Origin of the sequence: Campylobacter sp. CCS1377 (assembly GCF_040008265.1) — a bacterium.
In the GTDB taxonomy this organism is placed as follows: Bacteria; Campylobacterota; Campylobacteria; order Campylobacterales; family Campylobacteraceae; genus Campylobacter_D.
In genome coordinates this window covers 1731027-1745092 of sequence record NZ_CP155620.1, presented here as the reverse complement: position 1 = coordinate 1745092, position 14066 = coordinate 1731027, and the positions used below count along the sequence as shown (strand labels likewise).

Below are 14066 nucleotides of genomic sequence, written 5' to 3'. Positions count from 1 at the left end.
AAGTAATAAAATAAGCGCGAGAAATTATTTTGTATATTATACGATACAAAAATAAAACTAAATAACCCATAAGGTTTAACATAAATTGCTTTATCAAAATGTATTTGTTTTATAATTCTAATTTATTTTGCATATTTATATAAAAATATATAATTATGAAAAATATATTTTTATATAATAATAATTTTTTTAAAGGATTTATATGGATATTTTAGAAGTTAGATATAATAAAGAAGGTAAAATATATTCTCATATTAGAAAAAAATACCTAATCGCAACTCCAGAAGAAAAAGTTAGACAAGAGTTTGTATGTAGGCTAGTAAATGAATATGGCTATAAATTAGAGCAATTAAACGAAGAGTTATCGACAAAGGAAGGCAAAAGAAGCGCAAGAGCTGATATAGTTATATGGAAAAGTATAGAAGATAAGCAAAATAACAATACTCCTCTAATTGTCGTTGAATGCAAGGCAGATTATATCCATATAAATGAAAAAGACTATGATCAAGGTGAAAGCTATGCAAGAATGCTAAATGCTAAATTTTTTATTACACACAATAGTTATGAAACTAGATTTTGGCGAATTTTAAGAGATAAGGTGCCGGGATACAGGCAAGAAATATCAAATATACCATCAAATGGGGCTGATGAAAAAACAATAGAACAGCTTTATAAGGATTTATTAGTTTTCAAAGAAGATGAATTTGCAAATATGCTTCATAAATGTCACAATATCATAAGGAATATAGAAAAGCTAGACCCAGCAGCTGCATTTGATGAAATAGCTAAGATTTTATTTATGAAAGTTTATGTTGAAAGAATGCTTTTAAAAGGACAAAATAAAAAATTTAATCAAGAATATATTAAAGAAGCTAGAAAATATAACGCAAATCCAATTGAAAGTTATTTTGATGGCGCTAAAAAAGAATTTGCAAAAGATAAAATTTTTAAAAAAGATGAAAAGATTAATTTAAAAGAACACACTATATTAAAAATCATAAAAGAGTTGGAAAGCTATAATCTATCTTTAACCTCAGCAGATGTTAAGGGTATAGCATTTGAAAGATTTTTAGGCAGAACTTTTCGTGGGGAAATAGGTCAGTTTTTTACACCTAGAAGTGTAGTTGAGTTTATGGTAGATATGATAGACCCTAAAGAAGGCGAAATTTCTTGCGACCCTGCTAGTGGTAGCGGTGGGTTTTTAATTAGAATATTTAGTAAGGTTAGAGAAATCATACAAAAAGATATAAAAAATCAATATGAAACTTGGAAAAAAGACAATATTAAAGACCTGGAAAATCCAACAAGTGAAGAGGCAAAGAAACTTACAGAAAAATTAGAAGAATTGCAAAGAGAATTAAGTTTAGACAATAAAAATTCTCGCATATATAAGCTTTCAAATTTTTGTATATATGGAGTAGATGCAAACGATAGGATGGCTAGAACATCTAAAATGAACATGATAATGCACGGCGATGGTCACGGTGGCATACACCATCACAATGGGCTTTTAAATATAAATGGGGTATTTGAAAATCAATTTGACATCATCCTTACAAACCCGCCTTTTGGCTCACAAGTAGAAGAAAGCGATGTAATCCAAGAAAGCGATACTTGGCTTACTAGAACAGATCAAGGAAAATTAATAGCAAAAGAAGGCTATGAAGAGTATATAAAACAATATTATGATTTGTACGGAGAAGAAAGATATACAACTACCCAGCTTAAAATTATAGATAACATTGGAAAGCCAATAGCTTCATTGTTTGAACTTAAAGAAAATCTAAAAAGTGATAAAACAGAACATTTATTTATAAATAGATGCATAGATTTACTTAAACCAAATGGAAGATTGGGGATTGTTTTACCTGAAGGGGTTTTTAATACGCCAAATGCTGAATATGTAAGAAAATTTGTAGAAGGAAGAGCCTTTTTAAGAGCTGTTATATCGCTACCAGTAGAAACATTTTTAAGCTCCAAAGCCAGTGTTAAATGTTCAATTTTATTTATTCAAAAATTTGATGAGGCTTCGCAACAAAAATGGAACGACTTAATTGCTAAACATACAAAAGATTTAAAAGCAAAACATAAAGTAACTATAGATAATCTTAATGAAATTATAAAATATCGCAAAAGCAAAGATGAAGAAACACCTTTATATATAAGTGATGATAAAAAACAAGCTAGAAAAGATTTAAAAGATTTAGAAACTCAAATAACAGAAGAAGCATATCAAAATACAAAAAATGATTTTGATTATCCTATCTTCATGGCAGAAGCCGAAGCGGTTGGAATTACTAGCACGGGTGAGACCGGAGAAGATGTAAAAAATGAACTAATGGACATTATAGAAAAAGATGAAAACACAGGAAAAGAAAAAATAATAGAAAAAGGTATAAATACATACTTTAAAGAATTTTTAAAAGACAACAGTATAGTTTGGGGTAAAAAATGAGTAAAACAAAAATTGTTAATTTTAAAGATTTAAACATTTGGAGTGTAAAAAATTTTCTCATTTCATTAAAATCCAATTTTCCATTGGTTGAGTTAAAAAATTATATTGTTGAAAATAAAAATAAAATTAAGCCATTTTTATCTCCGAACGAAGCATTTGATATTCTAGGAGTTAATAATAAAGAAGGTGTGTATTTTAATGAAACGCTATTAGGGTCTAGAATAAAACAGCCATATTATCAAGTAAATAGTGGTGATATTTTTTATAATCCATATAGAGTAAATGTTGGCTCAATAGGTATTGTGCCAAAAGAATTTGATTTAAAATATACAAGCCCAGCATATATTGTATTTAGAACTGTTGAAACAAAATTAATATCAGAATATTTAGTGTTTGTTTTAAAATCAGAATGGTTTAATAATCATTTAAGAGCAAATACAAAAGGGTCTGTAAGACAAATTTTATCATTTAATGAACTCAAAACACTAACAATTCCATTACCACCATTAGAAATTCAAAAAGAAATAGTCACAAAGCTTCAAACTATTAAAAATAAAATTAAAGAATTGCAACTTGAAGAAGAAAAAATCAAAAAAGATATTGAAGCATATATATGTAGCACTTGGACTCAAAAAACCAAAAGATATGGCAAGAGAAAAAATCTTTATTGTATCTTTTAAAAATTTAAATAGATGGGATGTTACACATAACCAAGGTAGTGATAAAATTGATGTAAGCAAGAGCAATTATCCATTAGTTGAGTTAAAAAACATATTAGATTACGAACAACCTAAAAAATACATAGTATCGAACACAAATTATAGCGATAATTTTGCCATCCCTGTTCTTACAGCTGGTAAAACTTTTATATTAGGATATACGGATGAAAATTTTGGCATATTTAACAATCCACCTGTGATTATATTTGATGATTTTACAACAGCAATTCAATTTGTAGATTTTAATTTTAAAGTAAAGTCTGATGCTTTAAAAATACTAAAGATTAAAGATAATACTAAAACAAATATAAAATTTTATATGAAGTCTTAAAAATTATTAAAATAGATTTAAGTAAAGCCCATAGGCGCTATTATTTAAGTTCTTATCAATATTTAAAAATACCACTTCCACCAATTGAAATCCAAAACAAAATAATTGAAGAATTGGAGCAAAAATATGAAAAAATAGAAGAAAATAAACAAAAAGCTAAAAAACTTGAACAAGATTTATATCTAGAGATAGAAAATATTATAATAAAATAAAAGGAAGTCAACATGATTGAATTATATGGAATTAGAGAAACCCTTGGAGTTTGTGAAGAAGTAACAGAAGTTCCTGAAGATTTAATAAAATTTGCAAAGAATAAACATTTTATCTATGATAAGTTAGAAAAATATAAAAAAATAAAACCTTTTGTAGCTAAAAATGGTATAGAGGTTTTTAGAGGTTTTACTGATGTAAAAACAATTGCTCAAATATCTGAAACCAATAAAGAATTTCAAAGAGATATTGATAAAGATCATAAAAATAAAATTATAAATTACGTAAACAATTCTTCTAAAAGTGACATATATTTTCCTGAAGTAACTTTATTGTATTCATATGATGTAGATAAAAATTTAGATGAGCTGGAATGTTTAAAATATGCTATAGAAGATTTAAAGCAAATAAATTCAATGGAGACAGCTGCAACTATGAGAACTTTTGGTTTTGCAGTTTTTAAATTTGATATAGAAAAAGATAAAAGACTATATAGATTAGATGGAAATCATAGAATAGAAGCATTGTTATCAGTAGCCAAAAAAGGCGAAAATCGAATGATTTCTTTTTGTATTTTATTTGTTCCTAAAAACAAAAACTACTCTCAAGAACATCTATATTTTTATTTATTAAACTCAAAAGCACTGCCAGTTACCTCAAATAAAATTTTTGACTTAGTCGTAAAAGCAGATGCTGACGAATTAAAAGAATTTGTAGAATCTGATCAATTATTAAATACTTTAAAAAATACACAAGAAGCATGGAAAGATTTAAATGAAGAAGAAAAACAGATTTTAATCTCTGTAATCAATGAAATATTAAATCAAAAATTTGATCAAAGCATTGTAAATATTATAAAAGATGCTATATATAAATACTACGAATATAAACATGATAACAATATTAAATGTAGTCTATTAGGTGCTATATGTTATCTTAAATATAAATATGATAGATTAAAAATTTTTAATGAACAACTTAAATTGTTCAATAAATGGATAAAAAAATTTAACTACAATTTGGATAATTTTAAAAATTTTGCCGATTTATATGAAAGTTTTAATTCGTATATAAAAACACTAGAAAGAGTAAAACATATTTTCGTTGCCATGGAATACAATGAAACATATATCGATCTATATAAAGATTCTATAGAAAAGTCAATTTATAGAATTCAAGGCTCAAATAAGCGATATAACTTTAAACTAATGAACATCATGAATGAAAAACAAGATGATAATATAATAGAACAAATATTTAAAAATATAGAGGAGGCAGATATTATTATAGTTGATTGTAGCACTAACAATAATAATGTGTTATATGAATATGGCTTTGCAAAAGGATTAAAAAATAAGCATATCATATTGACATATAATAAAGATTGGAGACAAAGCACTATAGATGAATTAAACAAGATTAAGCAAATATATGAATCAGACAAGAGTAAGCAAGAAGACGATAAACACATAGAAAAAATAATTAATAATTTGGAACAAGGATGTTTTGATATCAAAGTAAATAAAACAAATAAATGGACCAATCAAATGGAGCTAGAAGATATATTAGAAAAAGAATTAAAAATATACATAAGAGAGAATAAATATGATATTTTAGACGATAATTGAACATAATAATTTTTATCATGTATTTTCAAGGCAGACGATAGGTAGGGTTATGGAATATTTGGGGCTCATTATTTACCTTTAAAAGCTTACATAAAAATATATTGCACCATCTCTTTAACTCTCATAAAATTGCTTTATTGCTTGGTAAATCTAATTTCTCTAAAACCAAAAAATTCTTATATTTTTATCTTTTCTGTTGTTAAAAAATTATTTAAATAATTTGTTATTTTTTATACTTTTAGTTTAAAAAGTTTTGCTAATCTACTTATTAAATTTATGTAGTGCGGTAAAAACCAATGTGCTTTTTTCTCAAAAGGAAAAAGTTGTATTTGTGGTGAAAGTGATGAGAATGTGTACTATTATGAGCTTATACCGCCTTTTAAACTCACCAAAAACAAGCCTTTAGAATACGCACATTTTGAGGAATTTTTAAAATGCTACAAAGAAAGAACACTTCTCATTCTTATCTAGTCAGCAAAAAAGAGCTTGAAGAAAGAAACTACGATCTAAGTGCTAAAAATCCAAATTTAAAAGAAGAAAAAACCTTGCGTGAAGTAGAAGAAATCCTAAGCGCTTTAAAGGCAAATCAAGAAAAAGCCAACGAGCTTTTGCAAAAAATACAAAGCATTGTTTAAAATATAAAACTTTACAAAGGAAAACCTATGCAAAATCAAGAAAAAATTCTAAGAAAAATCAAAAATTTTGCCCTTTCGTGTGAGCAAATTCGTCTTGCTACACTTGAGGGATCAAGAGTCAATAAAAAAGCAAAAAAAGATAAATATCAAGACTATGATATTTCATTTTTCATAAAACTTAAGAATTTGAGAAAATTTTTAAATTTAAATAAAAACGAAGCGATTAAAAAAGCGAAATTACCGAACTTTGTCAAAGAATTTGGAAAAGTTTTGTTTTATCAAGCACCGGAGGGCTTTGACTTTTATAAGGGCGGTTTGCCAAAAGATTGGGTGAGTTTTTTGGTGATTTTTGAAAGTGGAGTAAGGATAGATTTTAAATTTATCCCTTTAAACGCATTGAAAAATTACTATAAATTTGAGCCTTTAAGTAAGGTGCTTGTGGATAAAGATAAAAGATTTAAAAAAATACAAAATGATAATGCTTTTTGCATAAAAAAGCCGACAAAAAAGGAAATTGATGAGGTAACTAATGAGTTTTATTGGCTTTATGGTTACTTAGAAAAGGCACTTTTAAGAAAGCAATTTATCTTAGCAAATTCTTTGTTAAATTCTATGCGTCAAACGCTTTTTGATATGCTTAGTTTTAAAGTCGGATTTAAATTTAGTTTTGAAATTTGGCTGGGTAAAGAAAATACTGATATTTTAAATTTTTTACAGCAAAAAGAAGCAAATTTTATCTTAAATTCTTTTAACACTACTTCGCTAAAACAAATCAAAAAAGTAAGAAAAAAGCTTGAAATTTTATTTCACAAAAATGCCAAATTTGTAGCAAAAAAGAGTGATTTTAAGCTTTTTCCTTACCAAAAACTTGCGAAAAAATACTGCAAGATTTTAAGAAAATTGTAAGGTTATTTAAGTTTCACAATTTTCATCTTAAAGTCAGCTTTTTGGGCTTTTAGAGCTTCCAAATCCCCTTGCACTTTGCCCAAATACACCAAATCATTACTTGCGTTTTGCAATTCATAAAAAATGCCTATATTTCCCCAAGGCACATAGTAGAATAAATCTCCAATTTGAGGCTTATATGCACTGCTTCCTTTTGCATTTAGCACTTTGGGTAAGTGTGCGATTTTTTCTTTTTTCATAAAATCGCTAAATTCTAGCTCCATTGGAAGCACATTATAAAACTGCTTTGAAGCCTCATTATCCTCTAAAATTACGCGCAATTCCTTACCATTAAAAAGTAATTGTATTTGCATTTGCTCTCCTAGTAAAAATGTGTTTAAAAGTAGTAAAAAGCATAGAATCTTTTTCATTACAATCCTTTGTTTGCATTTTTTGCAATTATAAAATATGAGAGCAGCTCTAAGTCAAGAGAAAAGGGCTAAATTTTAGAAAATTTTGCAATTATCTGCTTTTCTCTTTCAATTCTTTTGTGCCTTTGTATTGGCTGCTTTGTGGGTTTAGCTCATCAATGCCAGTTTCTATCATGCGCGTGTAAATCTCTAGTTTGTGCTCTAGCTTTTCTTTGGCGATTTGTAGATTCTGCAAGTCTTCTTGAATTTTTTGATATTGTTTTTCTAAAAGCTTTTTGCGTCTAGGTGCGGTTTTAATCCCTTTTGGGAAAAGATATACATACTCTCTAATATCTTCAATACTCATGCCAGTTTGACGCAGGCACGCTACCCATTCCACCCAAGCAATGTCTTTTTGGCTGAAGTATTTCACTCCATTTTTATCCCTATCCACAAAGGGAAACAAGCCCTTTTTTGCCCAGAATCGCAGTGTGTGAGAAGAGATTTTGGTTTGTCTTTCTACTTCCTTTATCGTGTAAGCCATAGTGTTCCTTTATCAATAAATTATTGTTACCATTGTTTGTCTAGCTCATTTTTGATTTGTTCTTTTTCGCTGCTACCAATGGTATGCAATCGCAATAAGGGCATATTGCATTTTTCAAAAATACTATTTTTAATCATATCTCTTTGGTTTTGTTTGCTTTTTTTATTATGAAAGGCATAACCATCTACTTCTATAGCAAGTAAAAATTCTTTATTCATCGTATGATAAATAACAAAATCAACATGCGTAAGCGCAGAGCTAAGATAGTTTTGCTCTTGTTCATTTAAAGATGAGGTATCTTTGATAAGCAATCCAAGTCGGACATGATTAGCAACTTTTAAACTTGGATAATCTTTTAAAACTTCTAAAATTGCATGATAAGCAAGATTTTCAGAATCATATATAGAAATTCTCTTTTTGTTTTTTAGGTAGGCTTCTCTTGCTTCTCTATTGGCATTATAAAGCAAATCAAAAATTGAATTTATACTACTTTGAGTAACTTCAAAATTATTATATTGGATATAACGCATAAAATCAGCCACATTACCTTGAGTATTGAGAATCTCACTATTAGCTACAAGATACAAAAAATTCTTTGCCCTCGTGATTGAGACATTAAGCATTTTGGGATCATCGACAAAATTGCTCAGTTGATTATCAACAAGACTGATAATAATGCACTCTTTTTCTCTGCCTTGATATTTATGCACGGTATCTACTTGTATATCTTTGCTATCTTTGTCAAGATGTCGCTCTAATTCTTCTTTTTGTCTCACATAAGGCGTTATAATACCTATATCTTTAGAAGAAGCTTTGTGGCGTAGTGCTGGGATAAGCTCTTTTGTAATAACTTCAATTTCTCTTAGATTATAGCGATCTCGCGCGTGATTGCCTTTAGGCGTAAGTATTGCTTTTATAACATCTTTTTGATTGTTATCTTCAGAAAAAATAAGCAATTCATCGTTATAGAATTTTTTATTACAAAATCCAATAATTTTTGGATGACAACGATAATGCTCTTTCAGTAAAACTCTTGGGGCATTATTTAGGGCTTTTGTTATTGAATCTAAAAAGCTATGGGTGAGATAATTATAAGCTTCTTCAATTTTAAATTCTTTATTGAGCTTTTCTACCTCTTCTATGATATTAGTATCAACAATGCAAGAGAGCTGCTTTTTATCACCGACAATAACAGCATTCTTAGCAATACTTAAAGCCAATATTCCTGTAAGTATATCTACCTGCGAGCTTTCGTCCATAATGATGTAATCAAATAAGGCATTCTTCATATTCAATGAATTTACAATAGAATGTGTCGTGCTAAAAACAATAGGATATGTTTGCAAAAAATCAGCACTATTTGCATATAGATCTTCAAAAGTAAAAATTTTCCTCTCTTTTTTGTATCGCAAGGCTAAAGCATTTTTTAAAAATTTCATAGAATAATCTTGTAAATCTTTTATTGTCTTTTTGGTATTTAAATTGACAAGCTTTTTTGTGCATAAATCAATGCTTTTTTCTAACTCATGAATTGAATTAGCATAAAAGTAAGATTCTAAAGTCTGCAAAATGCTCTCTTTTGTATTTTTAAAAAAGCTAAAATTAGCTAATCGATCTAAAAATACGAGTTTTAGTTTGTGAAAGAAAGAAATATTTGGCACTTCTTCAAGTGCGATTTTTATTTTTAAAAGTTTTAGAGCTAATGTATTTGAGAGCTTTGGAAGAGTTTGGGCATGCGTAAAATTAGCGTGCTTAGTTTGTGTTTTAAAATCACTCAAAAGTTCTTTTTCTTTTGCTTTTTTATTCTGCAAGAAGAATATTTCTTGAATGCTAGAATTAAGGCTTTTTATATGGCGTAAAAGCGTGTTGTTTTCTTCTGTGGTGTTAGGGTGTTTGGGTATTTTTGGTTGATTGTTGATAAAAGATTCTTTATTGTCTTTATTACCCAATGTGGCGCACAAATAATCAAGCTCATAATTTTGTAATTTTTCAAAAACATTTTGTGTTGCTGCATTGTTATTAGAAACAACAGCGATACTTTTGCCCTGCACGATGAGATTAGCGATAATATTTAAAATAGTTTGTGTTTTGCCAGTGCCAGGAGGTCCTTCTATTATGCTGATTTGGGAATTTAGTGCATTTTGAAGGGCGGTATATTGGGATTGATTAGTGCCAAATGGAAATAATAAGTAGTCATTTTTATTAGATATAGCATTATTTTGCTTTGTCAAATACGCGTATAGTGCTGAATCTTTTTTGATATTTTTAATTTTTTTATAATGGCGTTCAAGCAAGGAAGTGTCGTTTTCCGGCATTATGATTTTTTGTGCAATGCGTTGGCAATAACCAAAAATATCAGCTTTATTTGACATTTCTTTATCTTCATTTGCAAGAAATAATTCATTACTTCCATCATCAAAAAATACTTTAACATATTTTCCAAATTGTATAATGAGTTCAGCATTGCAAACTATTGTGTCATTAACATGGTGTGTAGATAGTAATTTTGGCTTGTCAAAAATTTCACAATTATTTAAACTATAACTATAAACTTTTTCTGATCCATTAAAAGTAATCAATATCGTATTATCTTGTTTTTGAAATGAAGCAACTTCATGTGTTTTATCTTTTTCTTTAATAAGAATTAGAAATTTTTTCACATCCATGTTATATCCTCATTTCTTAGTTAAATGAAAATTATAACATTTTTTCATATGGCAATTCATCTTAAAAACTATACCTTTTTCAATAAAATTTCATCTAATATACTTATCGCATTTAAAGCCCTTGGATAGCCAATATAAGGTGTAAGTGCAGCGATGATATTTAGCAAATCTTCTCTGCTTTGTCCCATATTAAGATTGCCTTGCATATGAGCTTTTACTTGGATTTCTGCTCCGCCAAGTGAGATAAGATACACAAGTGTTAAAAGCTCTCTTGTTTTTAGATCAAGTCCTGTGCGTGTGTAGTAGTCTCCAAAACAATTTGCACTTAAAAAATCATTCATAAAGGCTTTATCTTTTGGTGTAGATTCTATCATTTTAGCGATATTTTCTTTGCCAAAGATCGCATTTTGCATTTCTCTACCTTTTTCTTTGCGATTTTCTTCTGTGGTTGTGCCTTGCGGTGCTAAAGGCATTTTAATCCCTAATTTTTTAAATACTTCATTGCAAATATTTAAAAAATCACGCACCTTAATAAAGCCTACATAAGACGTAGCTTGATAAATCACTTCTTTTATAGCAATGGGGCTTATATCGTGATTTATCGCTCCTTTAAGTAAAGTTTTAAACTCCATTTTTCCACCCGCTGCCAAAGTAGAAGCAAGTGTGATTAAAAAATACTTTTCTTTAGGTAAATTTGCCTTTGCAAAGCTTTCACCAAAAGTAAAATTAATGTGATTAGTAAAAAACTCCTTATCACTTGCAAAAAGCGGATCCTTTTTTGCTCCACCCAAAAGCTCTTCATAAATTTCTTTTGCCTTTTGTTTTAATTGCATAGTTTTTTCCTTAATTTGATTTTGAGTTGTTTTTAAAGTTTGCGAAAAAAGAGTGCTTGACATTGCACTTAAAAATATAAAAGTTTTTATGCTTAGATTTAAAAAACTTCTGCGTTTCATTGCAAAAATCCTTTAATTTCTTGCTTCTTTTAGGGCTTTTTCATACTCTTCATCGCTTACAAGTTCAAGCCACTCTACATTTTTACCATTTATTTCACTTGTTAGGGCTATGTGTGCTCCAGCGCTTGTATCGCTTGCTCCGTGAAAATGCTTCACTCCCACAGGACAGCTTATCACATCGCCTTTTTTAGCAATTATCGCTTTTTGTCCTTCTGCTTTTGTGATGATTTCGCCTTCTGTTACGATCAAGGTTTGTCCTTTAGGGTGAGTATGCCACGCACTTCTAGCACCTTTACTAAATTCTACCAAGCCACCGCTAAAATTTCTCCACTCGTTTGCCTTAAACATCATTTCTACTTTAACTTCTCCGCTAAAGATTTTAGCATCTCCTTTAAAGCTTCCGTGAGTTCCTGCTTTTTCTACTATTTGCATATTTTCTCCTTCACTAGCAAGGGCAAAAGCCCCGCTAAGCATTAATAAACATAAAATCTTTTTCATTCTTTTGCTTTATTTTAAATTCGTTTTAAAAAATTGCGCAATTTTGCTAAAAGGGATTTTCTTCGCATTATCATATAAATCCACATGATTGGCATTTTTTACGATAAAAAGCTCTTTATTATCGCCTTTTAGATTTTTAAAAGCATCTTCGCTAAAATACCTACTATGTGCGTTTTCTCCGTGAATAAGAAGCACCGCTGAATTTATTTCATCGCTAAATTTAAGAATAGGAGCGTTGATAAAGCCAAGCGATGAGGTGATATTCCATGCACCATTTGAATTAATCGATCTTTTATGAAAACCTCTTTTGGTTTTGTAGTATTCCCAATATTCTTTTACAAATTTTGGTTCATTTCCACTAAGTTTATCCGGTAATGGAGTTGACATGTTAAAAGTGCCATTTTTAAAATCTTGTGTGCGAATTTCATTTAGTTTTTTCTTTAGCTCGTATCTTGCTTGTTTGTCTAAGCTATCATTATATCCATAGGCATTAACTCTACTCATATCATACATTGTAGAAGTTACAATGGCTTTTATCCTTGTATCCATAGAGCCTACATTTAGTGCAAAACCGCCAAAACCACAAATGCCTAAAACGCCTATTTTATTAGGATCCACTTTTTCGTGATTGCTTAGAAAATCAATTGCCGCGCTAAAATCTTCTGTATTAATATCAGGACTTGCCGCATTTCTTGGTTCCCCGCTACTTTCGCCCGTAAAAGAAGGATCGAAAGCTAGAGTGATAAAGCCAAATTCAGCTAAAGTTTGCGCATAAAAGCCTGAAGCTTGCTCTTTTACCGCACCAAAAGGACCACTAATAGCAATAGCACCAAGCTTTTTAGAATCTGCGTTTTTTGGGATATATAAATCCCCAACCAAAGTAATGCCATAGCGATTTTTAAAGCTAACTTTTTGCACACTCACTTTATCACTTTTAGAAAAAACCTTGTCCCAAGTATTTGCCTCTAGCATACTCACACCTCCAAAAAGTAAAATCACAAAAATTTTAAGAAATTTGCTCATCATAAAATCTCCTTTTAAAAAATTTTTGCAATTATAAAAGATGAGAGTAGCTCTAAGTCAAGAGTAAATTTCGAATTTTTTCTAAAATTTCATTTGGTTCTATGCAATTTATTTCAAAATCATCACTCTTAGAAACCACATAATTATTTCCAAGTAAAACCCTTTCTAGTTTTGTATTTCTCATATTTTTTCCGCTACTTTTATTTGAATTTCCATATAAAGTAATGGTTTTAGAATTTAGTGCCCAAGCAAGGTGTGTTACACCAGTGTCAGGACCTACAACTAAGTCCATATTGCTAAGCGTGAATTTAAGTTCATTGAAATTAAGTCTTGGAAGTTTAAGGGCTTTGATTTTTTTGCTTTCTAAAAGCTTTAAAAACTCATCAGCTATATTTTCATAATCATTAAAAACAACATAAACGCAAATTTTTTGCTTTATCATACTAACTAATTTTGCGTATTTTTCCGCAGGATACATTTTTTGTTTTATGGACGCTTCTAAGACAAAAAGTATTTTTAAACTTTTTTCTTCTTTTATTTCTTTTAAATTTGTTGGAATTTTTTCTTCATCTATGCCTAAAGTTTTTGCTTTGATTATTTCGCTAAATTTAGGTTTTTCACTAAAAAAATCATACAAAACCGCATAATTTCTTTTTAAGATATTTTCATCATAAGCGATTTTTACTTTATGTGTATAAAACAAACTTGCTAAGCTTTCTCTAGCGCTTTTATAAGAAAAACCTACAAAATTATCACTTTGTAAAAATTTCCCTATAAGTGCGGATTTTAAAAGCCCTTGCATATCAACAACCACATCAAATTTAGCACAATTTTTACAATACGCTCTAATTTGCATGATACCTTTGGGACTTTTAAGTAGTTTTTTGAAATTTAAAGAGTGGATTTCGTCTATAAAAGGGGAGTTTTCTATGATGCCTTTAAATCTTTCATCGATGAAAAATTCTACTTGACAATTTTGCGTTTGCCCCCCCCCAATTAAGTGTTTTAAGACCTGCTAAAAGCTTTGAAGATATCACCACATCGCCAAAAGCTGAAAGCCTAATGATAGCTATTCTCATATATTTTCCTTTCGTTTTGATTTTGCTAAT

The 14066-nt window shown here is 29.2% G+C and carries 13 protein-coding genes and 1 pseudogene; 6 read left to right on the top strand and 8 right to left on the bottom strand.

The genetic code is table 11. The features are described 5' to 3' along the window. Window positions 1-202 precede the first annotated feature (202 nt). The 6 genes and pseudogenes from AAH949_RS08835 (at window position 203) to AAH949_RS08810 (ending at window position 6884) form a co-directional block, all read left to right on the top strand. The gene (locus AAH949_RS08835) at window positions 203-2455 is read left to right on the top strand and encodes an N-6 DNA methylase (protein WP_348518532.1); all 2253 of its coding nucleotides are present in this window, start codon (window positions 203-205) and stop codon (window positions 2453-2455) included. Beyond that, window positions 2452-3135 (top strand): restriction endonuclease subunit S, encoded by a 684-nt coding sequence (locus AAH949_RS08830; protein WP_348518531.1) that lies wholly within the window; start codon window positions 2452-2454, stop codon window positions 3133-3135. Before AAH949_RS08835 ends, AAH949_RS08830 begins: the two co-directional genes overlap by 4 nt. Next, window positions 3101-3505: a hypothetical protein gene (locus AAH949_RS08825; RefSeq protein WP_348518530.1), complete on the top strand. Its 405-nt coding sequence runs from the start codon at window positions 3101-3103 to the stop codon at window positions 3503-3505. The genes AAH949_RS08830 and AAH949_RS08825 overlap by 35 nt, the downstream gene beginning before the upstream one ends. A 224-nt stretch (window positions 3506-3729) precedes the next feature. Continuing rightward, a complete protein-coding gene (locus tag AAH949_RS08820; RefSeq protein WP_348518529.1) occupies window positions 3730-5343 on the top strand; it encodes a hypothetical protein in 1614 nt (537 codons plus the stop codon). 168 nt (window positions 5344-5511) lie between these two features. Then, window positions 5512-5978: pseudogene (locus AAH949_RS08815) on the top strand (SAM-dependent DNA methyltransferase); the annotation flags it as partial. 27 nt (window positions 5979-6005) lie between these two features. Further along, window positions 6006-6884 (top strand): aminoglycoside 6-adenylyltransferase, encoded by an 879-nt coding sequence (locus tag AAH949_RS08810; RefSeq protein WP_348518528.1) that lies wholly within the window; start codon window positions 6006-6008, stop codon window positions 6882-6884. Between the two features lie 2 nt (window positions 6885-6886). Here the strand turns inward: AAH949_RS08810 and AAH949_RS08805 are convergent, their stop codons facing one another. From AAH949_RS08805 to AAH949_RS08770, 8 genes are all read right to left on the bottom strand, one after another. Further along, window positions 6887-7294 (bottom strand): cyclophilin-like fold protein, encoded by a 408-nt coding sequence (locus AAH949_RS08805; RefSeq protein ID WP_348518527.1) that lies wholly within the window; start codon window positions 7292-7294, stop codon window positions 6887-6889. Between the two features lie 91 nt (window positions 7295-7385). Beyond that, entirely contained in the window at window positions 7386-7817 is a 432-nt protein-coding gene (locus tag AAH949_RS08800; protein WP_348518526.1) for a MerR family transcriptional regulator, read from the bottom strand. A gap of 26 nt (window positions 7818-7843) precedes the next feature. Then, window positions 7844-10483, bottom strand: coding sequence for an AAA domain-containing protein (locus tag AAH949_RS08795; protein ID WP_348518525.1), 2640 nt, complete (start codon window positions 10481-10483; stop codon window positions 7844-7846). 68 nt (window positions 10484-10551) lie between these two features. After that, on the bottom strand, window positions 10552-11316 hold the full coding sequence (locus AAH949_RS08790) for a carboxymuconolactone decarboxylase family protein (RefSeq protein WP_134238813.1): 765 nt from the start codon (window positions 11314-11316) through the stop codon (window positions 10552-10554). Window positions 11317-11448: 132 nt separating this feature from the next. Then, a complete protein-coding gene (locus AAH949_RS08785) occupies window positions 11449-11868 on the bottom strand; it encodes a cupin domain-containing protein (RefSeq protein ID WP_134238850.1) in 420 nt (139 codons plus the stop codon). 75 nt (window positions 11869-11943) lie between these two features. Continuing rightward, entirely contained in the window at window positions 11944-12960 is a 1017-nt protein-coding gene (locus AAH949_RS08780; protein ID WP_134238814.1) for an alpha/beta hydrolase, read from the bottom strand. Window positions 12961-13009: 49 nt separating this feature from the next. Further along, the gene (locus AAH949_RS08775) at window positions 13010-13888 is read right to left on the bottom strand and encodes a glycosyltransferase family 9 protein (RefSeq protein WP_348519158.1); all 879 of its coding nucleotides are present in this window, start codon (window positions 13886-13888) and stop codon (window positions 13010-13012) included. A gap of 16 nt (window positions 13889-13904) precedes the next feature. Then, entirely contained in the window at window positions 13905-14036 is a 132-nt protein-coding gene (locus tag AAH949_RS08770; protein WP_348518524.1) for a hypothetical protein, read from the bottom strand. Window positions 14037-14066 lie beyond the last annotated feature (30 nt).